The following is a 25,385-nucleotide window of genomic DNA, read 5'->3' as shown; positions in this document are numbered from 1 at the left end:
ATTGTTTCAAGACATCTGGAGATGAACATGATTCTTAAGGACAAGGTAGTGATCGTTTCGGGCATTGGCCCGGGGCTGGGACAGGAACTGTCCTCTCTGGTGGCAGCCGAAGGCGGCCATGTCGTGATGGCCGCGCGCACTTCTGCAAAGCTGGACGCAGCCGAAGCGCTGATCCGAGAGGCGGGGCATGATGTCGAGGTACTTAAAGTTCCAACCGACATTTCCCGGCGTGAGGATGTCGCACGGCTGGTCGCCGCTACCAAAGAGCGTTTCGGTCGTATCGATGGCCTGATCAACAGCGCCTATATTCCCGGCGCCTTCACCGATGTCGTCGATGCTGATTTCGACGAGTGGCGACGCACCTTCGACGTCAACCTGTTCGGAACACTGGACCTTTGCCAGTCAGTCATACGGGAAATGCGCGAGACGGGCGGCGGATCGATAGTCAATGTAAACACACAGGTGACGCGCAAGCCGTGGGTGCAGCAGGCCGCCTATGCCACGTCCAAAGCCGCAATGGCGATGGCGACGATGCAGATGGCGACCGAAGTCGGGCAGTGGAACATCCGGGTCAATTCGACCTTCATGGGGTGGATGTGGGGTCATTCGGTCGAGCAGGCGTTCGACCATATGGCGAAGGAAAGCGGCCAGTCGGTGGCGGAACTAAAGGCAGCGCAGGAAGCGAACATCGCGCTGCGCCGAATGCCGACCGATCGCGAGTGCGCACGGCCGATCATCATGCTGCTGTCGGATTATTGTTCGGTAGTCACAGGCGCGAGCCTCGACATCAATGGTGGCGAGTTCATGCCAGGGTGAGGAGCAGGACTGTTATGCATTCATCTGCCGAACCACGCGTGATGCGCGCCGCCGATTTCGTGGAGCCGGGCACGGTCGATGCACGGCGCGATGCATCGATCCCTGCGCCTGCCGCTGGCGAGGTCATAGTAGCGGTCGCGGCCTGCGGAATCTGCGGGTCCGACCTGCACATGTTCCGTAACGGCGCCTATCGCGATCAACTCGTCCGTCCGACGCCGGAAGGATATCATGTCCCTGGCCATGAGTTTGCGGGCACCATCGCGGCCCTGGGCGAAGGTGTGACGGGCTGGTCGATCGGCGACAGGGTCGTCGGCGTTACCGGCATGGGTGGCGGCATGGCCGATTTTGTCGCGGTGCCGGCCAATCCATACCAGCTTGTGCGCGTGCCGGACGCGGTTGGCTTCATTGAAGCGGCAACCACGGAGCCAATGGCAGATGCGCTCCAGATGGTGCGCAAGGCGGCAATTCGAAACCGAGAGAATGTCGTCATATTCGGCGTTGGCATCATTGGGCTGGGCGTCATCCAGGCGATTCGCGCCAGGGAAATAGAGACCGGCTCACTGATCGCGGTGGATGTGCATGCCGCGCGGCTTGAAGCGGCGCTGGCAGTCGGCGCGACCGCCGCGATCAACGCGCGCGATGGTGATGTGTTCGATCAGATTGCCGATCTCACTGGGATTGAGGAGGGCTATAACGGCATCTCGGCGCGGATCGGAGTGGTGTTCGATTGCGCCGGATACATCAAGCATATGCCTGGCCCACCGCCACTGGAAACGGCGCTGAGGTTGATCGCGCTGGATGGCGGGCGGATCGTATGTTTCGGCGGCTATGAGGATCGCATGACAATCGACTTCGGTCCGGTGATCCAGAAGCAGCCCACGATCATGGGATCGAACGGGTATGCGCCGGAAGAACTGGTCGAGGCGCTGGCGATGATGGCCGAGGGACGAGTCGATCGAGGAGAGCTGGTCTCCCATCAGTTTCCGATCGGCCAGGCGGCAGCGGCATTTGCCGCGCAATGCGCGCCGGAAGCCCTGAAAGTGATGCTGACGATGGAGAAGTCATGAGCGCGATGAACGGATTTGATGAAGAAGTCGATATCCTGATCGTGGGATCAGGGGCCGGTGCGCTGACGGCTGCGATCGTGGCTGCGGATAACCATGCGACGGTGGCCATCGTTGAAAAAAGCGATCAGTTCGGTGGTACGTCCGCCACTTCGGGCGGCGTGATCTGGATCCCTGCGAGCCACCTGGCCAAAGCCGCCGGCGCGGACGATAGCCCCGAAGAAGCCGCGCGCTACATCACCGCGCTTGCGGGTGATGACGTCGACGCGGATCAGATCGCGGCCTTTGTCCACAATGCCCCGGCGATGCTGGCCTACCTCGAACGCGAGACGCAGGTGCGCTACGCTTCGATCCCCTACACCGATTATCACGCCGAGCTTCCAGGTGGCAAAATGGGGTGGCGCAGCCATGATCCACAACCGATCGATGGCCGCGTGCTGGGCGATGATCTTGATCGCTTGCGGCCGACGCATCCCGCCGGGCTGTTGTTCGGCCGGATAAGCTGGACCGCCGCCGAGGCCGCGCCGCTGATCACGCGGATGCCCGGTTGGCAAAAGATGCTGACGAAGGCCTTGTGGCGCCATTATACCGATTTCGGCCAGCGCCTGCGATCGAAGCGTAGCCGTTTTCTGACCTCTGGCAACGCGCTGCTCGCCCGGCTGAAATTGTCGCTCGACGCGCGTAAGGTAGATATTCGCTATCGCCATGCACTCTTGTCCCTGATCCAGCGCGATGGCCGCGTCGAGGGCGCGGTGGTGCAAACGGACGCGGGCGAGCGGCGTATCCGCGCGCGCAAGGGCGTGATTCTGGCCGCCGGTGGGTTCGAACGTGATGCACAAATGCGGGCACGCTATCTCACCGGCTCGCCCAACCCCGACTGGTCGGGCAGCCAGAGCGGTAATACCGGCGACGCGATCCGCACGGCGGAGGCTGTTGGCGCGGTCACGACACGGATGGATTCGGCTTGGTGGGCGCCCACGATCAAGGTTCCGGGCGAAGATCGCGCTCGGCCGCTCTTCTTCGAACGCTCCCTGCCTGGATCAATGATCGTCGATAGTTCCGGCAAGCGGTTCCTCAACGAAGCCGCCTCCTATCACAAGGCTGGCGAAGCGATGCGCGCTGCAGGCGGGGGGCAGGCCTGGATTCTGCTCGATGCGCGGTTCCGCTGGCGCTATCCGATGGGGCCGTTGATGCCGATGATACCGGACTGGATGCATTCATCCGCTGTCCGCGCACTCATGCGCAAGGCGGACACCATTACGGAACTGGCAAGGAAGATCGGTGTGGATCCAACCGTGCTGGAAACGACCGTTATCCGCTACAACGAAAATGCGCGGGTTGGGCAGGACCCGGATTTCGGCCGTGGGCAGCAGCCCTATGACCGCTATTATGGCGATCAGAAGGTGAAGCCCAATCCCAATCTCCTGCCGCTCGAAAAAGCGCCTTTCTACGCGCTGCCAATCAATGCGGGCGATATCGGCACCAGCGGCGGCCTTGCCACCGATGCCAGCGCGCGCGTGCTCGATGCAGCGGGCCAGCCCGTTGCGGGACTCTATGCGGTCGGTAACAGCGCTGCTTCGGTGATGGGCCGATCCTATCCCGGTGCGGGATCGACGATCGGCCCGGCGATGACCTTCGCCTACATCGCCGCCCGCGATGCAACGGGCGCCAATTGAGAAACGCTATTCGATGACCGCCGGATGGAAGGGACGTGGCTCGCCAAGCATCGCTGCGAAGGAGGCGGGTTCGCGGCCATCGATATCGGCAAGGCCATAACGCATGGCGAGATCCGCAGTGTAAAAGGCCTTGCCCGATAGCGCCATCCGGTCCTGATCACGCGCGACCGCATCAATCACCAGCCCTTGCAATTGGGGCGTTTCGGCGGCGTCATACATCTGGCCATAGACTTCGGGCCGTTCTTTTCGCCCCAGTTCCAGCCGTTCGGTTCGCATCGGTCCCGGCCAGATCGACAATGTGGCGACCCCGAACGGGCGGAAGTCGTGCGCGATGTCGAACATCATCTTGTCGAGGCCCGCCTTTTGCGCGCCATAGCCCGGACCATGCATGTAGCAATGCGCGCCCGGCGACGAGATCGCGACGACCAGCCCGGCACGCGCTTTTAGCAGCAACGGAGCGGCCGCGCGTGTCGCGATATAAGCGGAACGCAGTCCGACATCGAGAATATCGGCCAGATCGCCGGACTTCTCCCAGAAAGGCCCCGGCTTCACCAGATCGTCAGAAAGCGCGGTGGCGCTGTGGACAAGAATGTCGATATGGCCCGCCTCGTCCGCGACGCGCGAAAAAAAGGCTTCCACCGCCGCATCATCACGATGATCGAGTGCGACCGCGACACCCTGTCCGCCCGCTTCATCTACGGCGCGCGCGGTGGCGCCGATCGTGCCGGGGAGCGGCAGCCCCTCGTCGCTCAGCGAACGACCAGTGACATAGACCTTAGCGCCCGTGCCCCCCAGTGCGATCGCGATCCCCTTGCCCGCGCCTCGGCTCGCGCCTGTGACGACCACGATTTTATTACTGGTCATTGTCTCTCTCCTATCTCGCCCGTCATTATCCTGCGCCGCGTCCCGTTCCTCCCCCCAAATCAAGTAATCGCGACTTCCGAAAATCGGTTAGCGCCGGGCAAAAGGAGAGGATAGATGACCAGTACCGCCAATCGTGATTTGTTCGTTCGGATGCTGACGGCGCTTGGCATCAAGGATTTCGATACGTTCGAATCCTGCCTTGCCGACGACATACAGCTCGAATGGCCCTTTCCCGTCATGGAGGGATTTCCACTCGAACACCGTGGTGCGCACTGGTTTCGCGATGCGTTGGAAGCGAGCTGGCGCGATTTTGATCCTTACGCCTATCGTATTGAAATCATCCACGATCTGGCCGCCGAGGATCGGCTGATTGCCGAATATAGCTCGCACAGCCGCTATATTCCGACGGACGAACCCTATTCCAACCGATATGTCAGCATTCTTGATTTCGCCGAAGGCCGGATCACGCGCTGGCGCGAATATGTGAACCCTCAGGTCGTGTCGAAGGTGCTCGGTGAGAATGCCGGGTGGAGCGAAACGGGCGGCGCACGCACGGCCTAGTCTATTTCGAGGTATCGGCGGCCGGATCGAAGGTCTCAAATGCCGGTCAAAAGTCGGATAGGAGAGCGAAGATGGCACAAACCGCGGACTATGGGTTGGGGGAATATACATTCCCCCGCGGCTGGTTCATGGTCGCCGAAGGGAGCGAAGTCTCGGCAACCCCAAGCACGATCCACTATTTCGGCCGGGACTTCGTCCTGTATCGCGGCGAAAGCGGTACGGCGCACATGGTCGACGCCTATTGTCCTCATCTTGGCGCGCACCTGGCCAAGAACACGACCTCTTACGTCGTGCGCGATGGACAGCAGGTGGAGGGCGAATCGATCCGCTGCCCTTATCATGGATGGCGTTTCGGCCCGGATGGTGCGTGCGACGACATCCCCTATTCAAAGTTCGTCCCCAAAGCTGCCTGCCTGCCGACCCACCGGATCATCGAGCGCGCGGGCATCATCTGGTACTGGCACGACCCAGAAGGCCAGGAGCCGGATATCGAATTGCCCCCCTTTGCGGAATGGGACGATCCAAGCTGGGTGCGCTGGCAGGTCGATCATCTGGGCATCATCCCCTGCCATCCGCAGGAGATACTCGACAATATGGCGGACGCCGCGCACATGGTTCCGGTCCACGGATCGACCGACTGCGCCTATTTCGAAAACGCCTTTAACGGGCCGATCCTTCACCAGACGTTCGGCGCGGGCCACCGTACGCTGGTCAGCAGCGATGCAGTGCTGGAAACCGACACATGGTATACCGGTCCTGCAATCCTTCAGGCGCGACTGACCGGGGCGTATCCCTCGCTGATGCTGATCTGCCATACGCCAGTCGAGGATGGCGTGGTCATGGTGTGGCATGCACTGATGTCGAAAGCTGCCAACACGCCGCCAACGCAGGACGACATCGCAATTGCATATGGTTATGCCGAGGCGGGACGGCTGGCGCTCGCGCAGGATTTTGAAATTTGGGCCAACAAGCGTCCCTGTTTCAACCCACTCCAAATTCCGGCGGACGGGCCGTTTGGCAAGGTGCGCATCTGGTATCGACAATTTTACAACCCGCGCGCCCGCGCCAGCGAATTTCAGGACCGGGTGGACGGCAAGATCACGACATATGATACGCGCGGCAGCAGCGCGGCGGCCTGAAAAAATATTGAGAGGATGACGATGGGCAAGGTACAATTTCCCGCAGGGGCAGCTTTGGTGTTCGGCGGCAGCGGCGGGATCGGTCGCAGTGTGGCGCAATGTTTCGCAGAAGCCGGAACGGACGTGGCGATCGGCTATCATTCGAAGGCCGATGCCGCCGCAACGCTGGCCAGCGCGATAGAGAGCGAGGGGCAGAAGGCATCAACGCATCGTGCCGATGTGCGCGATCGTGAACAGGTCGAGGCGGCATTCGCAGCGGCGGTCGCAGCGCACGGACGCATCCACACAGTAGTCTGGGGCGCCGGGCCACTGGTCGATCAGGTCATGCTGGGCGATACTACCCACGAACAATGGCGTCGCGCGATCGACATAGAGGTCCTTGGCTTCTTCAATGCCGTGCAGGCTGCCTTGCCACATTTTCGCGAACAGGGCGGCGGATCGTTCGTCACGCTGGGATCGGCGGGGCAGATGCGCTGGCCGGAGAAAGACGGTCTGTCTGTCGCGCCCAAGGCGAGCAATGAATCGCTCGTCCGCGGCATTGCGCGGGAAGAGGGACGGCACGGCATCCGCGCGAACAGCGTGCTCGTCGGCGTGATCGAGGCCGGCATGTTCCTGGAACTGACGGAACAGGGCGTGTTCGGTCCCGAATGGGTGGCGGAAGTGCAAAAGGGCTTGGCCCTCAAGCGCTGGGGCCAGCCGGAAGAGATCGGTGATGCGGCGGTGTTCCTTGCATCCAACCGCGCCGCCTATGTTACCGGGCAGCAGATCAACGTATCGGGTGGCTACGGCATCTAGGCATGGCATCCTATCCACAGCAAGAGGTCGAAGCCGCCATCACCCGCCTGCGCGACGCCTTTGTCGAAGCGGAGGCGCGTAACGACTGGTCATGGATCGCCGACGAACTCTACCATGAGGACTGCGTCTATATTTGTCCCTATGGTGGCGCGATGCCCGTCCGTGCGGACGGGCGCGAGGCGATAAGACGGACCCATTATGGCCGCGACATGGATGTCGGTTCAGGGTGGGAAGGCTGGACCTTCCCCATATTGGACTGGGCGATCGCGGATGATCGGATCATCAGTCACTGGGTCAATCGCGGCCCCGGCAGACGAGCGGACGGAAGGTTTTACGAGACGCATGGCGTATCGCTGATAGCCTATGGGGGCGGCGGTAAATTTTCATCGCAATATGATCTGTTCGACATCGCCCACCAGATGCGCCTGTGCGATGAACTGGAGGATGCCGGTCTGCTCAGCCCCACGCTTAAGGCGGAATGGGTCGATCCGATGAAGGACAGGCTCATAACCATGCTGGAACGGCGCTGATCCCTTCCAAAGTGACGATGCGCGCCTGATGCGTAACCACCAATCAGGATGTTTAGCACCTGCCATCCGAGCAGGGTGAAGGAGGATCGCCACATGGCCTATAGCCATCTGCTCGCACCGGGACGTATCGGCGCGATGGACTTGCGCAATCGGATATTCATGACGCCGATGGGGTCCAACCTTGCGGACGAGGACGGGATCACCGGCGAACGGCTCCGCGCTTATTATGAGGAACGCGCAAAGGGCGGCGCGGCGCTGATCATCATGGGGTCGGTATCGATCGGCTATCCCGAAGGCTCCGGCAACTGGCGCAACGAGGCGATTTCGCACGAGCGCCATGTGCCGGGCGTGCGGGCGCTGGCCGACGCGGTCCACGCTCATGGCGCGAAACTCGCGATGCAGCTTCAGCACGCTGGTCTGGTCGCGATGAACGACATGCTGGCTGGACGACCGATCTGGACGCCTTCGATCCCGGCAGTCGGCAAGAGCGATGGCGACATGATGGAGGGATTCCTGGAGGATGAACTGGCCATCTTTACCGCGCCATTTGCTGCCATGGGTGCGCCCAACTACCGCGTCATGACCGCGCAGGATATCGAGCAACTGGTCCAGATGTTCGCCAGCGCCGCGCAACGCGCCCAGCGCGCAGGCGTCGATGCGGTCGAACTTCATGCCGGTCACGGTTACCTGATCTCATCTTTCCTCAATCCACTCATCAACCAGCGCGATGACGATTATGGCGGCTCGATCGAGAACCGTTCGCGCTTGCTGTGCGATATCATTCGCGGTGTGCGCGCTGCCGTCGGCCCCGACATGCCGATATGGCCGCGCCTGGACAGCCAGCATTTCCTGATCGACGGCGGCATCACAGTGGAGGACGCGGCCGCGACCGCCCGGCTGGCGCAGGAGGCTGGAGCAGACGCCATCCACATATCGGCCGATGGCCATCCGGGTCGGGGCCTTACCTATTCGACTGGACATGCAACCGACACGCCCAACGGGTTTGTCGAGGCGGCAGCGCGGATCAAGGCACATGTGACTATACCGATCATCTGTCCCGGCCGGATAGAGCCGGAAGATGCCGACCGCTTCATCGCTGATGGGAAGCTGGATTTCGTGACGATGGGCCGCAAGCTGTTGGCCGATCCTCATTTGCCGACCAAGCTGGCCGCGGGGAAGGCCGATCAGATTCGCCCCTGCGTCTACTGCTACACCTGCATCAGCCAGATATTTTTCAGTCGTCCCGTGAAATGCGCGGTCAATCCCGAAACCGGCTTTGAGCGTGAGCGCGCGCTCGTTCCTGCCGCCGCTGCTCGCCATATTGTCGTGATCGGCGGTGGACCGGCCGGAATGGAGGCCGCGCGTCGGCTGGCAAAGCGAGGCCATTGGGTCACGCTGCTGGAGGCAACAGACTCTTTAGGCGGGACCGCCCGCTTCGCATCGATCGCCTATACCCCGAACCAGGGCATTGTCGATTGGCTGAAACGGGAAGTGAAAGGCGAGCCGAATATCACCGTGCAATTGAGCACGAAGGCGACGCCCGAACTGCTCAATACCCTGGCCCCCGACGAAGTCGTGGTCGCCACCGGCGCGCGACGTGCGCTGCCCCCCATTCCCGGCGCGGATCGGGAGAACGTGTTTAGCGGAGACGAAATGCGCAGCCTGATGCTGGGACAGGATCTGGGCAAGCTGGCGCGCAAGGTCGACATCAAGACGCGGCTGATGATGCGTGCAGGTCGTGCTACCGGCCTGACTGGACGGCCCGGTTTCATCCGCGCTGCCAGCACCTATTTCATGCCCTTTGGCAAACGCGTGACGATTATCGGCGGCGAACTGGTTGGGCTGGAACTGGCCGAATTCCTTGCCAAGCGCGGCCGAAAGGTCGTCGTGATCGACGAAGCGGCCAAAATGGGTGCGGGTCTTCAGGTCGTGCGCCGCTGGCGGGTGCTTGATGAACTTCATCATCTGGGCGTCACGCTCCTGCCGAACGCCGGGGACATTGCGATTGGCGATAAGAACGTCAGCTACCGCAACAGCTTCGGACAAGTGAGAACGGTCGCTGCCGACCAGGTGATCGTCGCCAAGGGCGCGCAAGGCGACTCTCGCCTGGCCGACCAACTGAAAGCGGCCGGATTCAGTGTGCGCAGCATCGGCGACGCCAATGGTGTAGGCTATATCGAAGGTGCGATGCAGGATGCGGCCGACGCCGTGATTGATATTTGAAGAAAGGAATGGCGATGTTCGACTTTACCGGACGGCACGTGCTCGTCACCGGAGGGACCAGCGGGATCGGCGCGGGCATCGCTGCTGCCTTCATCGCTGCGGGCGCACATGTTATCGTCACGGGTACACGACCGACAGAGGCGGATTATGAAGACATTCCGCCGGGTGCCACCTATTGCCCCCTTCGTCTTGGCGACCGGCTTAGTATCGACGCCTTGGTAGCGGATTTGGGGGCCTTGGACATCCTCATTAACAATGCGGGCGGTACGTCCGTCCCGGAGGATTTCGACGCAGCCATCGACGCCAATCTGAAAGGCGTCCATGCGTTGACGATCGCTTGCCTGCCGCTCCTGATGCAAAGTCGGCACGACGGCGGCGGCGCGGTCGTGACGATCGCCTCGATGATGGCGATCTTTGGCAACTCCATATTCCCCGGATATAGCGCGGCCAAGGCTGGCCTTCTGCTACTGACCAAATCGCTCGCGCAAGGATGGGGGGCAAAGGGCGTGCGGATCAACGCCGTGGCGCCTGGCCCGGTCCGCACGCCGATGACGGCGCGCTACGCCGATGATCCTGTCTACGGTCCGGGCACGGCGCAGCGGATGGCGCTTGGCCGCTGGGGAACACCAGACGACATAGCAGGGCCGACCCTGTTCCTGGCCAGCGCGGCAGCGCGGTTTGTGACGGGGGAATGTCTGGTGGCGAGCGGCGGGTATATGATCGCTGAGGCATGATGCTTGCCAAAGACATGGTGACGATTGGCAAGCCTCGCGCAACCGACTACGCTCTCCATCAGACGCATCCGGTCAAGGAGCGCGAAGGAGATAATAGGATGGTTGCACACGCGAATGAGGTTGCCTGCTTTTCGCGTATGATCCTGGCGCTCAATGCTTCGCTGGTCAGCGAAGATCCATGGCGAGACTTTCTGCTGCTGCTTCGCGATCATGTGAACGCAAAATGGGCAACGCTGATCCTCACGCCACCCAATATAGATGGTTTGGGCACAATGATAACGCCCACCGCACCACCGCCTGCGATTCAGGAATATCTTGACCGCTTTATGCAGATCGACCCATTTGTCGGCCTGCCCGAAGGCAAGGTCATGGCGTTGTATGAATATGTGGCCGAGGCGAAACTCAAAAATTCAGCCTATTATAAAGGGTGGCTGGAAGGCATCGACGGTTCGCACGTTCTTGGTGTGGATCTGCGCATAAGCAATGGCCTGGAAGCCCGACTTCGGCTGACGAGGGCGCCCCATGGCGCGCCTTTCGATACCGAAGAGCGCAGCCGTATAGAAGAAATCGTGCCCCATCTGCGGCAGGCGGTCGAACTCTATCGCCGACTGGAGGTGTCCCGTTCGGAGCAGGCAGTGATGACCGGCGCCATCGAACAGTTCGCTGTCGGCACCGTGATGCTCGATCATAATCTGAATGTTCTCAAGATGAACGAACTTGCCGCATCCATCCTGGCCGATGCGGATGGGATAAGCATCGCGGGGCAGCGTCTGGCGATCGCCAGTTCCAGCCGTGACCGCGAATTTCGCCAGCAACTCAAGGATGCGGTGAACGCCGCGCCAGGATCATCTCGTTCAGTATTCCTGGTCGAACGTCCATCGGGCCACCGAGACATCGGGATCGTCATTCGGTCAATCACTATTCCTAATTTCATGCATGGCGGGACAACGCCGGCCATCGCGCTTTTCTTGGGCGATCCGGAACGTCAGTGCGTCGTGACCAGCGATGCCCTTAGGGAATTGTTCTCTTTTACCCCGACAGAGGCGTCGATCGCGGCTTCGCTTGCAAACGGCGTGTCGGTGATCGAGACCGCGCATCGGCTGGGCATTGCCGAAAACACCGTGCGCGCGCATCTCCGCTCTATCTTTGCCAAGACGGGCGCGACCCGCCAATCACAGCTTGTGCATCTCATCCACACCAGTCTGCCCGAACTCGCCGTCGTTCGCCGCTAAATTATCCAATCTAATTGATTTGAAGGTATTGCAAGGCGCTTAGCAGGACGATGCTCAACCCCACAGGATCCGCGCCAAAGCGGACAGAACTGAGGGGATATCGAAGATGGCTTACGGAAAATATCATTTTCTTGCTGGTTCGGCATTGGTGCTTGCTCTGGTGGCGTCGCAGGCAAATGCGCAGGATTCTTCGCCAGCAGCACCCGCCCAAGCGACGCAGGGCGTGGGTCTTCAGGACATCGTGGTTACTGCGCGGAAGCGCGCTGAAAACCTGCAAAATGTCCCAACAGCCGTAACAGCTCTCGGTGCGCTTCAAATCGCGGATTATCAGATCAAGAGCTTCCAGGATGTCGGCAAGACCGCGCCAAACGTCAATATCCAGAAGCAGGCAGGCTCACCCAGCGCGCCGCAGTTCAATATTCGCGGCGTTTCGTCCGGCTCTATCAACTTCCAGGTCGATTCCGGCGTCGCGCTCTATGTAGATGGCGTTTATCTCGGCCGACCCGGCAACTCCGCTTTCGATCTGGCCGATCTGGAACATCTTGAAGTCTTGCGCGGTCCACAGGGCACACTCTTTGGCCGCAACTCGACCGGCGGCGCAATCTCATTTGTGACGGCCAGCCCGACTGGAAAATTCGGTGTCGAAGCCGAAGGCACGCTAGGAAACTATCAGCGGCGTCGCGGGCGGATAACGGTCAACACGCCTGAATGGGCTGGTCTCTCGGCGCGGTTCACATATGTCCATGACGAAAATGACGGTTATGTGAAGAATTCCGCCCCGCAGCGTACATTCCTTTATCCGACACCTTTCGGGCCGTCGACCAGCGCGAAGAGCTTTGGTGCGAACAACACCGAGTCGTTTTTCGCAGCAATCCGCTATGCCGGGATCGACGGCCTGACGCTCGATTATCGCTTCAACTATACCGACATGGTATCCACGCTCGACGCCATGCAATTGCTGCACAGCGGCGCCGCATTTAGCGGCATCACCAACTTCCCGAACCAGCCTGCACTTGGCGGCACGATGGTGGAGAGCCTGACGCGGCTCGACCGCATTCCGATCGATGGCCTTTCTCCAGCTACCCAGAAAACCTGGGGTCACAGCTTTACGGCTGTATACGAGCTTAGTGACAGCCTGAGCGTCAAATATATCGGCGGACTGCGCGGATTTACGCTGAACTCGTCTTCTGATCTCGACGGAAATTCGCTGGTGGACCCTTATGGTGGGACGGGCGGGTATTTTCAGGCGCTTGCAGCCGAGCGCTATGCAAAGCAGCGGCAGTCGTCCCACGAACTGCAACTCCTCGGTCAGACCGGCAGCTTGGATTTTGTTGGTGGCCTGTTTTATTATCGCGAAAAGGCCTACCTTAACAGCCCTGTCATTTTCGGACAGATCAGCCAGCCGGGCGTCCCGATCCCCATCGACAATCCCGGCAGCTATCTTGCGGGTGGCGACCTGCTTAAGGTGCTCAACAAATCTTACGCCGCTTATGCACATGCCAATCTCAGGTTGACCGATGCGCTCGAACTGGGCGGCGGCATCCGCTATTCTAAAGATGATCGCACGGAGAATGATCTGATTGATGCGGATCGGACCCCCACGGTTCAGCGCGGCAGCTTCAACGCCAAGCAGGAACGCGTCGATTACGACGCGTCATTGAAGTATCAGTTTGCCCAGAGCAGCAACATCTATGCGAAATTTGCCACCGGCTTCGTCTCGGGGGGTATCTTCCATGGCGTGGAATTCCAGCCGGAAACCATTAAATCCTACGAAGCGGGCGTGAAGTCTGAATTTCTCGATCGGCGCATCCGGCTTAACGTCGCTTTATTCCAGGCGGATCGAAAAGGCCTCCAGGTGACGGGCTTTGATCCCAATCAGGGTGGCAACATCCTGCTGAATGCCGGTAGCGAAAGAGCGCGGGGTTACGAGATTGAAGCCACGATCCTGCCGGTCGACGGCCTTACTTTGACCGGCACCTATGGCTTTACGGACGTCAACACAAAGCCACAGACGGCTAATCCGGCCGCTACCCCGGTGCGTACATATCAACCCCGGCGCACCGGCTATGTCGCTGCGCAATATGAGTTCCCCGAATTTCCAGGTGGCACCAAGTTGAGCTTCCGCATTGATGGCCAGTATAAGGGCGATCATTTCCGGTTGCAGTGCCCGGTGGGGGCCACACAATCGGCGACCGACGGCTGTATCGGCGCTGGTGACCCCGTGCTCGACGACCAGTTGGTGATAAGGGCAACTTGGGAAATAGGCGCACGGTTCACCTTTGCCGAAATCCCGGTAGGCAACGCCAAGGGCAAGATTTCGCTCTGGGGCAAAAATCTGAACAATTCGGATAAGCCAGAGTTTCTGTTTCCGATCTTCGATACGTGGGTACTCGGCACCTTCCAGGCTCCGCGCACATACGGGATCGACGTCGGTATCGCGTTTTGAACTTCAAGTGTGTGTGTGTGTCGGCTGCTTCGTTATTGTCGACACACACACGCCATGTCTTATTACAACGGACGGGCATATCGCCGTCCCCGTCAGAAAATGGCTATCCTTCCGGCGGTTTTGATTTGAAGTGCGACACCCGGGGTGATGCATAGTATTTCATCCGGCCTTGAGGAGGGCGATCTGTTTTCCCACGACCTCGTGCGCATCCACTTGCGGGTTGTGCTGTTGAGGCGATCAGCGACGGCCTGGATCTCCTTGTCCGACGGCAGCGCAATGTGTTGGAGGGCAGGAAGCGCCGTATCCGTCCATTGCAATTTTCCACGCCGCCTTTCTGCCACGGCGCCGATGGCAGGCAGAAATAGCTGGTGATGCCGAGTCTGTTTCGCGTGTCGCATAAGCGGTAAATTCCGTGCCCCGATCGAAGGTGATGCTCCGCCGGAGGGCAGGGGGATGTTGCGGAATGCCGATCGATGTCGGCCATGACCCCGGCGGAATTCCAGCTCGGATTACGCGCGAGGAAAGTGAAACGGCTGCGGCGTTCGACCAGCGAGGTGAGATTGGCTTTGCCATCCTCTCTCCTGAAAATCAGAATGTGGCCTTCCCAATGTCCGAAGCCGCTGCGATCCGCAATTTCCGGCGGGCGCCCGCCGATCGTATTGACCACAGGAATATGGAGACCGCGTGGCTTACGAGCGTAGCGTTGCCAACGCGAACGGCGGGCAACCGCCGGGTGGCACACCGCCTCCCGGTTGCCCGATGGCGCCGCAAGTAACCCGCAATCGGTCACGGACACGACGCCCGCTGGCCATGTCTGTGCGGCCGTGGGAGAATAGCCGCGAAACAGCGGATGATGACCCAGATGCCGGTTGCGCTTGAGCTCGCGATAAATCGTCGACAGATGCCGCCGCAGCGCGTCCGCGATTTGCCGCACAGACCGTCCGGTCGCCGCCAATCATAAAGTCGTGCAGCTCGTCTAAACTCAGATACTGATAGCCGTTTACGGCGTGCCTTCCTGGAAAGGGGATAAAATCCCTATAAATCCTAGGAATTCGCACTTCGAATTAGAATCCACCCTCAGAACGACGTTTGTACGATAATATATCTTATGTTAAATTTAATATGGCTGGAGGCGGTAGATGATTGAAAGGGCACGGTCATATTCTGACCGTCCCCTTTCAAATTTTCAGATCAGACGATTCCTGCGCCTAAGCCGACCGGCTTGCGCTCCTGCGCCTTGCGCTCGCGCCACAGACTGGCGCGGTAGGTTGCGAGAACATCAATCGCGCCGCCAGCCTCCAAACGGGCCTTGGCGATGATCGGTGCCACATCGACATTGTAAGCACGACGCAGCGCCTGGAACGCCATCATCGTGTCATTGCCTTCTTGCGCAGCATGCAGTGCGCCACGATCGACCAACAGCGCTTTGGCATAACAAGCCGTAATCGTCTCGGCAGACGACAGCATGGATTCTATTGGGTCGGTAACATTGTGCGACTGGTCGATCATGTAGCTGGGGTTGAACCCGTCGCGCGGATGCAGTTCCGCCTCGACCAGTTCGTTGAAGACCAGATACAGCTGGTGCGGATTGATCGAACCGCTGTCCAGATCGTCGTCGCCATATTTGCTGTCGTTGAAGTGGAACCCGCCCAGCTTGCCGAAACGGTGTAGGCGGGCCACGATCTGCTCGATGTTGACGTTGGGCGCATGATGGCCAAGATCGACCAGGCACTTGGCCTTCGGACCCAGCTCCTGCGCGGCGAGGATCGACGAACCCCAATCCGAAATGACCGTCGAATAGAAGGCCGGCTCGAACATCTTATGTTCCAGAAGCATCCGCCAATCGCCGGGCAGCGCCGCATAGACCTGAGCTGCGGCTTCCAGATAGCGGTCCAGACTGCGGGCGAAGTCCTGCTGGCCGGGGAAGTTGGTGCCGTCGCCGACCCAGACGGTAAGGTCGGTCGAACCCAGTTGGCGGCCGATCTCGATGCATTCGATGTTATGCTCGACGGCCTGCTGGCGCGTCGCTTCGACCGTTGAGGACAGCGAACCGGTGGCGTAGGTTTGCGCCTGTCCGACCTGATCCTGGAAGGTGTTGCTATTGACCGCATCGAAACCAAGACCAAGGCTCTGAGCTTCCTCGCGCAGGCCCTTGTAATCGCTTACCTTGTCCCAGGGGAAGTGCGGCGAGACGCGCGGCGAGACACGGCTCAGCTGGTTGATGACGGCGCAATCTTCCAGCTTTTCGTGGATGTTGGTCGGTTCGCCCGCGATCGGGAACTTGGCGAAGCGGGTGCCGCCCCGTCCCGCGCCCCAGCTGGGCACGGCGACGGAAAAGCCCGCCACGCGGTCTTTGATCGCATCGATGTCGATGCCGGTGCGCGACAGCTTACGGCCGAGCGCGGCATAATCTTCTTCCAGTGCTTGCGTGTCGCGGGCATTGGATTCCGCAATAAGTTCAGCGGAAATGGGCAGGTTGGTCATGATATTAGCCTCTCCGTTGCTGATCAGCGCGTGAACGCCTGGGCGTTGCCTGCATCGACATTGATCATGTTACCGGTCGATTTGGCCGACATGTCGCCAGCGAGGAAGTAAACCGCCTCAGCGATGTCGGACGGCAGCACGTCGCGCTTCAACATCGAACGCTGGCGGTAATGTTCCTCCAGCTCCTTGCCGGAGTCGATGCCATGCGCGCCAGCGCGTTCCTTGCGCCAGTCACCGTCCCAGATCTTGCTGCCCTTGATGACAGCGTCCGGGTTCACCGTGTTGACACGGATGCCGAAGGGCGCGCCCTCCAGCGCCAGACAGCGCGCCAGATGGTTGGCGGCAGCCTTGGCCGAAGCATAGGCCGACGCGTTGGTCGCCGCGGCGACACCGTTCTTCGAACCGATGAACACGATCGACGTGCCCCCCTGCTCCTTCATCCGCTTCATCAGCGGGAAGGCGGCGCGGGCGGTAAGGAAATAGCCCTCGGCCAGCACGTCGTAATTCTTGCGCCATAGGGCGACCGTGGTTTCCTCGATCGGCGCCGACGAAGCGATACCTGCATTGGCGACCAGAATGTCGAGACCACCGAACTCACGGGCGCAATCGTCGAACGCGGCCTGGACCTGTGCTTCGTCGGTCACGTCGCACACGGCGGCGCGGATCACATCCTTGCCGAACTGCTTGGCAAAGCCCGCCCGCACTTCTTCGATCGCGTCGGCGGCACGGTCGGCCAGCATGACGCAGGCGCCGTCCGCCAGCAGACGCGCGGCGGTCGCGGCACCAATGCCGCCCGCGCCACCTGTTACCAAGGCGATCTTGCCGACGAGCGGCTTGGGCTTGGGCATGCGCTGGAGCTTTGCTTCTTCCAGCAGCCAATATTCGATGTCGAACGCTTCCTGTTCGTCGAGCGCGATATATTCGCCGATCGCTTCGGCGCCGCGCATGACGTTGATCGCGTTGCCGTAAAACTCACCGGCCAGACGCGCGGTCGTCTTGTCACCGGCGAAGGTGATGCGGCCGACGCCCGGCACCAGCACGACGATCGGGTTGGCGTCCCGCATCGCGGGCGAGTTGGACCGCTTGCAACGCTCATAATAGGCTGCATACATATCGCGATAGGCTGCGATCTGCTCCGCCAGATAGGCGTCGTCCTGCAATTTCGCCGGATCGAGCGGCAGCGGCGCGATCTTCGTGCGCAGGAAATGGTCGGGGCAGGAAGTGCCCAGCGCGGCAAGGCGCAGGAACTCGGACGAACCCACAAACTCCAGCGCTTCGGCGTCATCCGAATAATGGCCGACCTTGGTGCGCGCGCCGGTCATCAGGCCGCGCAGGCGCGGCATCAGATCGGCGGCGATCGCTGCACGATCAGCATTAGGAGCAACGACCCGGCCGCCGAAGGCAGGCTTTTCGGCCAGCTTGGCGTTCAGATAATTGGCGGCGTCCGCGATCAGCTCGACCGTATGTTCGTAGCAGGACTTGGCGCTGTCGGCCCAACAGATGATGCCGTGGCCCGCGAGCATTACGCCTTCGACGCCGGGGTTGGCCTTCACATAGTCGCGCAGCTGCACGCCCAGTGTGTAGCCGGGGCGCTTCCAGGGCAGCCAGCCGATCTTGCCGCCCCAGATTTCCTTGGTCGCGGCTTCGCCACCCGAAGAAGCGGCAAGCGCGATGATGGCGTCGGGGTGGACGTGATCGACATGTGCAAAAGGAAGTAGCGAATGCAGCGGGGTGTCGATCGAGGCGGCGCGGGGGTTCAGGTTGAACGTGCAGTGGGGCAGGTAGCCGACCATCTTGTCGTCGTCGTCGGGGCCGCCATAATGTTTCTCAAGGCCTAGCAGCTTTTCCTGATAGAGCGTTGAAAAGCCATCCAGCTTCATCGAACCAATGTCGCCGCCGGAACCCTTGACCCACAGCACTTCGGTCTGCGCGCCCGTCAGGGGATCGGTCTCCACGATCTTGGCGGAGGTGTTGCCACCACCAAAATTGGTCACCGTCAGGTCCGAACCGAGCAGATTCGACCGATACAGGAGCAATTCGGCAGGGCTGAGAGTCGCGGCGACGCCGTCATCCCAGCGGCTGGAGGGGACGGCAAAGGGGATGGCCGCCGACGAGACTGGATTTTGCATGTTCATGGCGCTCCTATTATCATTTGCGCTTTCCTCGATCAATCCTTTGCGTTACTAATCGATCATATTCGATCAAACAATATGAGAAAAGTTTCATGCGGGAGGACGAACTGAACCGCGGCTTCGCTATCATCGTCGATATCGGCAAAACGCTGAGCAAAGTGTCTCTTTGGTCTCGTGACGGCCAGATTCTGGACCGCCAGGTCCGCCCGAACGAGGTGCGGTTCGAGGATGGGATTCGCCGCCTCGACACCGCAGGCATCGCCGAATGGCTCACAGAATCACTGTCGCGCTACGCGTCGAGTCCCGTGGAAGTCATCGTCCCCGTCGCGCATGGCGCAGGCGTGGCTGCGCTTGCGGGCGATGCACTTGCCTTCGCACCGCTCGATTATGAGCAGTCTATTCCGAACGAGATCATGGACGCCTATCGCAAGGAGCGCGATGCCTTTGCGATCACCGGTTCGCCCGCCCTGCCCGACGGCCTTAATATCGGGTCGCAACTTTACTGGCTCGATCGCCTCTACCCCGCCGAGATGGCGGCGGCGACGCTGCTACCCTGGGCTCAATATTGGGGCTGGTTCCTGTCGGGCGCCGCAGCGACGGAAGTGACAAGCCTCGGCTGTCACAGCGACCTCTGGACGCCCGATCAAGCCCGCTTTTCACCGCTGGCCGAACGGCTTGGCTGGGCGAAGCGTTTTGCGCCGCTGGTCAAGGCCGCCGACAGCCTGGGCACTATCCGGCCCGAACTGGCGGAGCGCACCGGCCTTTCTCCCAATATCCGCGTTCTTGCCGGGCTGCACGATTCCAACGCGGCGTTACTCGCCGCGCGCGGATTTGACGAGATCGCACAGGGCGATTCGACGATCCTATCCACCGGCACCTGGTTCATCGCGATGCGCCTGCCCAAAGAAGCTTTGGCGACCAGCAGCCTTGCCGAAGGGCGCGATTGCCTGGTGAACGTCGACGCCTATGGATGCGCCGTGCCATCGGCCCGCTTCATGGGCGGACGCGAGATCGAGACGGTGATCGAATTTGACACACGCCGCGTCGACATCAAACCCGATCAGCCAGCCTTGCTGGCCGCTGTGTCCGAGGTCGTACAATCGGGCGCGATGTTACTGCCGACGTTGGCGCAGGGCTTTGGCCCCTACCCCACCGGCAGCGGCAACTGGATTGCACGGCCGGAAGATTGGTATCAACGGCGCGCGGCGGTATGCCTATATGCCGCATTGGTGGCCGACACGATGCTGGACCTGATCGGCTCACGCGATCGACTGTTGGTCGAGGGACGCTTTGCCGATGCGGAGGTGTTCGTGCGGGCTCTGGCTTCGCTGCGGCCCGAAATGCAGGTCTATACGGCCAACGCCCATAATGATGTGTCCTTCGGTGCGCTGCGCCTGATCGATCCGAGCCTGAAGCCGCAGGGATCGCTCAGCCTTGTCAAACCGCTGGATCAGGATATTTCCTCTTACCGTTCCAGTTGGTTGGCTGGAATTGGTGAGATGGTTTCTTAAAGGTCTCCGCGAATGCCGATAGCCAGCGTTGCCGATTTCCGCGAGGCCGCCCGCCGCCGCCTGCCCCGGTTCCTGTTCGAATATATCGATGGCGGTTCATACGCCGAAGTGACGCTGCGCAAGAATGTTAGCGAGCTTAGCGATATAGCGCTTCGCCAGCGGGTGCTGCGCGATGTGTCGGAACTCAATCTTTCGACCAACCTGTTCGGGCAGAAGCTGGCTCTGCCGGTGGCGCTCGCGCCGATCGGCCTCGCCGGGCTGAATGCACGGCGCGGCGAATGTCAGGCGCTGAAGGCGGCCGAAGGCGCTGGCGTGCCCTTCACCCTGTCAACCGTAGGCGCCTGTTCGCTGGAGGAAGTCGCGCGCGCGGCATCGCATCCTTTCTGGTTCCAGCTGTACATGATCCGGGACCGGGCCTTTATGAAGGACCTGCTGGCCCAGGCAGCGGCGGCCAACTGTTCAGCGCTTGTCTTCACCGTGGATATGCCGGTGCCGGGCAGCCGTTATCGCGACTATCATAGCGGGCTTGCCGGGGCGGACGGCCTTAAGGGTGCGATCTGGCGTGCCGCTCAGGCCGCCATGAAGCCCGGTTGGGCATGGGATGTGGGCGTTCGCGGCCGCCCCCATACGCTAGGCAATGTCGCTCCCGTGCTCAAGGGCAAGACCGGGATTGAAGATTTCTTCGCCTGGATGCGCAATAATTTCGACCCGTCGATCAATTGGCGCGATCTGGATTTCATCCGATCCGAATGGAAGGGGCCGTTGATCATCAAGGGCCTCCTCGACCCCGAGGACGCGCGGGAGGCCGCTGCGCTGGGCGCGGACGGCATCATCGTGTCCAACCATGGCGGTCGACAGCTGGACGGCGTGCTGTCCACGGCCCGCGCCCTGCCCCCGATTGCCGAGGCGGTTGGCGACAAGCTGACCGTGCTGGTCGATGGCGGCGTCCGATCGGGTCTGGACGTGGTGCGCATGCTGGCGCTGGGCGCCAAGGGCGTGCTGCTGGGCCGAGCCTGGGCCTATGCCTTGGCTGCGCAGGGGGAAGCGGGCGTGACGAAGATGCTGCAATTAGTTGAAGCCGAAATGCGCGTGGCGATGGCGCTCACCGGCTGCTCCAATATCGCCGACATAGATCAGAGCATTTTGGCCGGGAGGGACGTGTAATGAGTGCGGGAGCACAGAAGGACAATTGGCGGGATACGATCCTTGCGGGTCTTGCCAACTATATCGACGCTGGTTCGATCGTTGCCGGCTCTGCCGCACTCGCGCTTTGGCAGGAACATTATAAGCTGTCGAACGACTTCATCGGCCTGATCGGCGCGTTCGGCCCGAACGCGATCGGCGCGGGCGTTGGCGCTTATGTCGGCGGACGTCTGTGCGACAAGCTGGGCCGGAAAAAAATCTATCAGTGGGACATGCTCGTTTATGCTGTTGGCATGGCGATGCTGGTCTTTGCCTTCGCGCCATGGATGATCGTGGTGGGCTTCCTGATCGTTGGCGTCGCGGTTGGCGCCGACATTCCGGCATCCTGGTCGCTGATCGCGGAGCAAGCGCCCGATGACAGGCGCGGCAAGCATTCTGGCGTCGCGCAGGTGCTGTGGTATCTGGGTCCGGTGGTCGTGCTGCTGCTCAGCCTGGCGCTGACCAGCCTTGGCGAATTGGGCGCTCGCATCGTCTTTGCCCATCTGCTGGTGATTGCCCTTGGCCTTACCTTCCTGCGTTCGCGCATGAAGGAATCCGAGCGCTGGGAAGCCGCGCAGAAGGAAGGCACACCCAAATTGCCGGTGTCCACGCTGTTCCAGCCCAAATATCTCGCCTCCATCCTGGGTCTGGTTGGCATGTATGGTTTCTGGAACCTGTGGGCGGGAACCAACGGCTTCTTCTTCCCCTATATCCTGCGCACAGTTGGCGCTGCCACACAGGCGCAGTCGGTCGCGATCCAGGCGCTGTCCTTCGCGATCGGCATGGTTTCCATCGGTCTGGTCTTCATGCGCTATGCCGACAAGGTGAACCAGCGCACGATGTTCGCGATTTCGGCGGCCATCCAGATCGTCGGCATGGCGTTGCTCGCCATCTTCCCACTGACTATCCCGGTGGCGCTGCTCTATGTCTTCCTGCTCCAGTTCGGCGGTGGTTTCGGTGCGCAGAGCTTCTTCCAGCTGTGGAGTTCGGAGATGTTCCCGACGATGCTCCGGTCCACGGCGCAGGGGCTGTGTTTCGCCATCGTCCGCATCAGCCTTGGCATATTCAGCTTCTTCGTGCCGATGCTGAGCGCTACCGGCTTCACAACACTGGCGTGGATTTTGACAGGCTTCCTCGTCATAAGCGGCGTCATCGGCACCCTTTGGGCGCCGCGCAACCAAGGCAAGTCGCTGGAACAGCTTGAAGCTGAACGGGCGGCTGCCTGATCAAGGGGGTTTGGGGACAATGCACGCGGAAGAACGCGAAAGGCTGATCATCGAAGCAATGGGCCTTACCGGCTTCGTCAGCTATCGCGCTCTTGAATCGCGGCTCGCGGCGTCCCCCGCCACCATCCGCCGTGACCTTTCCCGCCTTGAAGAAGGGGGCGTGATCCACCGTGTTCGTGGTGGTGCAAGGTTGACGGAAAGCCATGGCGGCAAGCCTGAAGGCGCCGCCCGGCTCGCGGGTACGCCCTTTGCCCAGTCGATCACGGAACATCTGTCGGAAAAGCAGGCGATCGGCCGCGCCGCCGCCCAGCTATGCCAGCATGGCGAAGGCATCATGATCGACGGCGGCACGACCACATTGCAAATGTGCCCCCATATAGGCGGTCTGGACCTGTCGGTGCTGACCAATTCATTGCACATCGCCAATGCGCTGCTGCCTCAGTCGGGGACGCAGATATTGCTGCCGTCCGGAACATTGTTCAGGGAGCAGAACATCATTCTTGCGCCTGCGGGTGAAGAGTCGATGCCGCGATTTCATGCGCCCAAACTGTTCATGGGCGCGGCGGCGGTGGGGCCTCAGGGGGTGATGCAACAGGACGTCATTCTGGTTGCCGCCGAACGCCGCCTGATTGATCGGGCGGAACAGGTGATATTGCTGGTCGACAGTAGTAAATTCACCTCTTCATCAGGCGCGATCGTATGCGGCCTGAATGAAGTGGATATTGTCGTGACGGATCCGGGCGTCGCACCGGCAGCGATGGAGATGCTGGATAAAGCCGGGGTGAAGGTGATCATCGCTGAGGTTTGATCGCCTGCCACCAAGCATATAAAGAGCGGGCGAGATATCGCGGCAGCTTTTTCAACCATCGCAGCATCTCGCCCGCTTTTCTATTCAAGGATTGATTGAGCGAGCGTTACTTCTCGCCATTGTCCTTCACGCCAACGGTCGGAACGTCGATGGTCTCCTTTTTGGAGCCGACGACTACTGCCTTTGAATCGACGTCCACCTTGGGAAGCTCTCCGCCCTTCACGCTGACTTCCGGAACATCGCCGCCAGATACGTCGGCCTTCCAGAAGCCGGTGGCAAACAGGATGCCGACAATTGCCAGAATGACGACCAGCACGATTGCGACAGTGCGCCCGCCGCTGCTCTTGTGAACGACCACTCGGTCTCCGGTGTAGGGATCTTTATGTACTTCGGCCATCTTGTACCTCCTCCAGGTGGATATTGAACAGCTGGACCTTCAGCTTGTTCCGTCACCGGCTCAGAAGAAGCAGAGCGCCATTCTCATCAGGTCACGCTGTTCAAATCCACTCCGCGCGTTTCGGGGGCGGCAACCACGGCGATCAGGGTGAGGAGCAGACCGCCTATCACATAGGCGGCGACCAAGCCCGTTCCGCCGCTCGCCTTGTATAATGACAGGGCGATGATGGGGGCTAGAGACCCTGCCACGATGGAGGTCGCCTGATAGGCGATGCTGGCTCCCGAATAGCGCAGGCGCGTTGGGAAGAGTTCGGTGATCATCGCGCCCTGGGGAGCATACATGGCGCCGTGCGCTACCATCGCGATGGTGATTGCCAGTCCGACGGTCCAGATCGTTCCGCTGTCGAGTAGCGAGAAGAAGATCGTGAACCAGGCTGCAACGCATATCGCGCCCGCGCCATATACAAGCCTGCGCCCGATCCTGTCCGACAATGCGGCGAAGAAGGGCATGGTCAGGCATTCGAGGGCAGAGCCGATCAGCACGGCGTTCAGGACGAGCGAACGGTCGCCGCCCCTTATTTCGGTCCAATAGGTTATCGAGAAAGTCGCGGCGACATAGTAGCAGATATTCTCGCCGAAGCGGAGCCCGGCTCCGGTGAGCAAGGCGCGGCCCTTGCGCCGGATTGCCTCTACGGCCGGGAAGCGCTCGACACCGCCTGCCGCCGCTTCGCGCGCAAAAACCATGCTTTCCGAAACGGCGCGGCGGAGCCACCAACCCACCAGTACCAGCACGATCGACAGCAGGAACGGGATGCGCCAGCCCCAGGCCATAAAGTCCGCTTCCGTCAGCATCGCGGATGATATGGCGAAAACGGCAGCGGCGAGCAGATTGCCTGCGGGCGCGCCGACCTGCGGCCAGCTGGTCCAGAAGCCGCGCTGCGAAGCAGGCGCGACCTCCGCCACGATCAGGACTGCCCCGCCCCATTCCCCGCCGACGGCGAAGCCCTGAAGCAGCCGGAGCAGGACGAGCAATATCGGCGCCCAGGTTCCGATCTGCTGATAGGTGGGCAGGAAGCCGATAGCAGTCGTGGAAAGGCCCATGGTGAGCAGGCTGATCATGAGCAACGTCTTGCGTCCGATCCGGTCGCCGAAATGGCCGAAGACCACGCCGCCGAGCGGCCGGGCTAGGAAGCCGAGAGCATAGGTTGAGAAGGCGAGCAGCGTGCCTGTCAACGGATCGAAAGATGGGAAAAACAGGCGGTTGAACACCAGCGCCGAAGCCACGCCATAGATGAAGAAATCGAACCATTCGATCATGGTGCCGATCAAGCTGGCGCCCACGACCGTTCGTAGCTCACGCTTGCTGACGCCCGATGTCGCCGCAACGGCCGGTGTGTTCGTCCCGGTCAGCATAGCCCCTCCTGCCCTTCTTGCTCCCAGACGCCTGCAATAGAGGCGAACGGCCCGAGTGAACAAGGGCGTGAATTGGTGAAGCCTGAATATCGTGGAACCAATATTCGCTCGGGTCGTTGGAGACCGCCGGGATGGAATTGATAGCCCTGTATT

At 60.9% G+C, this 25,385-nt stretch carries 21 protein-coding genes; 15 read left to right on the top strand and 6 right to left on the bottom strand.

Annotation, left to right across the window (positions count from 1 at the left end):
• Positions 1-21 precede the first annotated feature (21 nt).
• From ACZ5YV_RS14030 to ACZ5YV_RS14020, 3 genes are read left to right on the top strand one after another with little or no spacing between them, the layout of a single operon-like run.
• Complete coding sequence (locus ACZ5YV_RS14030) at positions 22-816, top strand: SDR family NAD(P)-dependent oxidoreductase (RefSeq protein ID WP_464789691.1); 795 nt, start codon at positions 22-24, stop codon at positions 814-816.
• Positions 817-830: 14 nt separating this feature from the next.
• Complete coding sequence (locus tag ACZ5YV_RS14025; protein WP_464789690.1) at positions 831-1,883, top strand: zinc-dependent alcohol dehydrogenase; 1,053 nt, start codon at positions 831-833, stop codon at positions 1,881-1,883.
• Positions 1,880-3,556, top strand: coding sequence for an FAD-dependent oxidoreductase (locus ACZ5YV_RS14020; RefSeq protein WP_464789689.1), 1,677 nt, complete (start codon positions 1,880-1,882; stop codon positions 3,554-3,556). The genes ACZ5YV_RS14025 and ACZ5YV_RS14020 overlap by 4 nt, the downstream gene beginning before the upstream one ends.
• Positions 3,557-3,562: 6 nt before the next feature.
• Here ACZ5YV_RS14020 and ACZ5YV_RS14015 read toward each other — a convergent pair whose 3' ends face one another.
• Complete coding sequence (locus ACZ5YV_RS14015; protein WP_464789688.1) at positions 3,563-4,420, bottom strand: SDR family NAD(P)-dependent oxidoreductase; 858 nt, start codon at positions 4,418-4,420, stop codon at positions 3,563-3,565.
• A gap of 114 nt (positions 4,421-4,534) precedes the next feature.
• Here ACZ5YV_RS14015 and ACZ5YV_RS14010 point away from each other — a divergent pair, with 114 nt between their 5' ends.
• The 8 genes from ACZ5YV_RS14010 (at position 4,535) to ACZ5YV_RS13975 (ending at position 14,080) form a co-directional block, all read left to right on the top strand.
• Positions 4,535-4,981 (top strand): nuclear transport factor 2 family protein, encoded by a 447-nt coding sequence (locus ACZ5YV_RS14010; protein WP_464789687.1) that lies wholly within the window; start codon positions 4,535-4,537, stop codon positions 4,979-4,981.
• A gap of 71 nt (positions 4,982-5,052) precedes the next feature.
• Positions 5,053-6,120: a Rieske 2Fe-2S domain-containing protein gene (locus ACZ5YV_RS14005; protein ID WP_464789686.1), complete on the top strand. Its 1,068-nt coding sequence runs from the start codon at positions 5,053-5,055 to the stop codon at positions 6,118-6,120.
• Between the two features lie 21 nt (positions 6,121-6,141).
• The gene (locus ACZ5YV_RS14000; protein WP_464789685.1) at positions 6,142-6,915 is read left to right on the top strand and encodes an SDR family NAD(P)-dependent oxidoreductase; all 774 of its coding nucleotides are present in this window, start codon (positions 6,142-6,144) and stop codon (positions 6,913-6,915) included.
• 2 nt (positions 6,916-6,917) lie between these two features.
• Positions 6,918-7,445 (top strand): nuclear transport factor 2 family protein, encoded by a 528-nt coding sequence (locus tag ACZ5YV_RS13995; RefSeq protein WP_464789684.1) that lies wholly within the window; start codon positions 6,918-6,920, stop codon positions 7,443-7,445.
• A gap of 93 nt (positions 7,446-7,538) precedes the next feature.
• The gene (locus ACZ5YV_RS13990) at positions 7,539-9,668 is read left to right on the top strand and encodes an FAD-dependent oxidoreductase (RefSeq protein ID WP_464789683.1); all 2,130 of its coding nucleotides are present in this window, start codon (positions 7,539-7,541) and stop codon (positions 9,666-9,668) included.
• A gap of 14 nt (positions 9,669-9,682) precedes the next feature.
• Positions 9,683-10,402 carry an SDR family NAD(P)-dependent oxidoreductase gene (locus ACZ5YV_RS13985; protein ID WP_464789682.1) on the top strand — a complete coding sequence of 240 codons (720 nt, stop codon included), beginning with the start codon at positions 9,683-9,685 and terminating at the stop codon, positions 10,400-10,402.
• A gap of 98 nt (positions 10,403-10,500) precedes the next feature.
• The gene (locus ACZ5YV_RS13980; RefSeq protein ID WP_464789681.1) at positions 10,501-11,634 is read left to right on the top strand and encodes a helix-turn-helix transcriptional regulator; all 1,134 of its coding nucleotides are present in this window, start codon (positions 10,501-10,503) and stop codon (positions 11,632-11,634) included.
• Positions 11,635-11,740: 106 nt separating this feature from the next.
• Positions 11,741-14,080 carry a TonB-dependent receptor gene (locus tag ACZ5YV_RS13975; RefSeq protein ID WP_464789680.1) on the top strand — a complete coding sequence of 780 codons (2,340 nt, stop codon included), beginning with the start codon at positions 11,741-11,743 and terminating at the stop codon, positions 14,078-14,080.
• Between the two features lie 103 nt (positions 14,081-14,183).
• On the opposite strand, the gene ACZ5YV_RS13970 is transcribed toward ACZ5YV_RS13975, so the two are convergent.
• The 3 genes from ACZ5YV_RS13970 to ACZ5YV_RS13960 all read right to left on the bottom strand — a co-directional run bounded on the left by ACZ5YV_RS13970 (position 14,184) and on the right by ACZ5YV_RS13960 (position 18,699).
• On the bottom strand, positions 14,184-15,014 hold the full coding sequence (locus ACZ5YV_RS13970; RefSeq protein ID WP_464789679.1) for an IS30 family transposase: 831 nt from the start codon (positions 15,012-15,014) through the stop codon (positions 14,184-14,186).
• 257 nt (positions 15,015-15,271) lie between these two features.
• Positions 15,272-16,564 (bottom strand): L-rhamnose catabolism isomerase, encoded by a 1,293-nt coding sequence (gene rhaI, locus ACZ5YV_RS13965; RefSeq protein WP_464789678.1) that lies wholly within the window; start codon positions 16,562-16,564, stop codon positions 15,272-15,274.
• Between the two features lie 23 nt (positions 16,565-16,587).
• On the bottom strand, positions 16,588-18,699 hold the full coding sequence (locus ACZ5YV_RS13960; RefSeq protein WP_464789677.1) for a bifunctional rhamnulose-1-phosphate aldolase/short-chain dehydrogenase: 2,112 nt from the start codon (positions 18,697-18,699) through the stop codon (positions 16,588-16,590).
• Between the two features lie 89 nt (positions 18,700-18,788).
• On the opposite strand from ACZ5YV_RS13960, the gene ACZ5YV_RS13955 reads away from it, so the two are divergent.
• From ACZ5YV_RS13955 to ACZ5YV_RS13940, 4 genes are read left to right on the top strand one after another with little or no spacing between them, the layout of a single operon-like run.
• A complete protein-coding gene (locus tag ACZ5YV_RS13955; protein WP_464789676.1) occupies positions 18,789-20,207 on the top strand; it encodes an FGGY-family carbohydrate kinase in 1,419 nt (472 codons plus the stop codon).
• Between the two features lie 12 nt (positions 20,208-20,219).
• The gene (gene lldD / locus ACZ5YV_RS13950) at positions 20,220-21,371 is read left to right on the top strand and encodes an FMN-dependent L-lactate dehydrogenase LldD (RefSeq protein WP_464789675.1); all 1,152 of its coding nucleotides are present in this window, start codon (positions 20,220-20,222) and stop codon (positions 21,369-21,371) included.
• The gene (locus tag ACZ5YV_RS13945; protein ID WP_464789674.1) at positions 21,371-22,615 is read left to right on the top strand and encodes an MFS transporter; all 1,245 of its coding nucleotides are present in this window, start codon (positions 21,371-21,373) and stop codon (positions 22,613-22,615) included. Before lldD ends, ACZ5YV_RS13945 begins: the two co-directional genes overlap by 1 nt.
• 19 nt (positions 22,616-22,634) lie before the next feature.
• On the top strand, positions 22,635-23,423 hold the full coding sequence (locus ACZ5YV_RS13940) for a DeoR/GlpR family DNA-binding transcription regulator (protein ID WP_464789673.1): 789 nt from the start codon (positions 22,635-22,637) through the stop codon (positions 23,421-23,423).
• Positions 23,424-23,529: 106 nt separating this feature from the next.
• Here ACZ5YV_RS13940 and ACZ5YV_RS13935 read toward each other — a convergent pair whose 3' ends face one another.
• Both ACZ5YV_RS13935 and ACZ5YV_RS13930 read right to left on the bottom strand, forming a co-directional pair.
• A complete protein-coding gene (locus ACZ5YV_RS13935) occupies positions 23,530-23,820 on the bottom strand; it encodes a hypothetical protein (RefSeq protein WP_464789672.1) in 291 nt (96 codons plus the stop codon).
• 86 nt (positions 23,821-23,906) lie between these two features.
• Positions 23,907-25,232 (bottom strand): MFS transporter, encoded by a 1,326-nt coding sequence (locus tag ACZ5YV_RS13930; protein ID WP_464789671.1) that lies wholly within the window; start codon positions 25,230-25,232, stop codon positions 23,907-23,909.
• Positions 25,233-25,385 lie beyond the last annotated feature (153 nt).

The sequence above is a fragment of the Sphingobium sp. TomTYG46 genome (assembly GCF_055396345.1).
The sequence above is the reverse complement of the archived record's forward strand: the minus strand, read 5'-3'. Positions and strand labels throughout refer to the sequence as shown.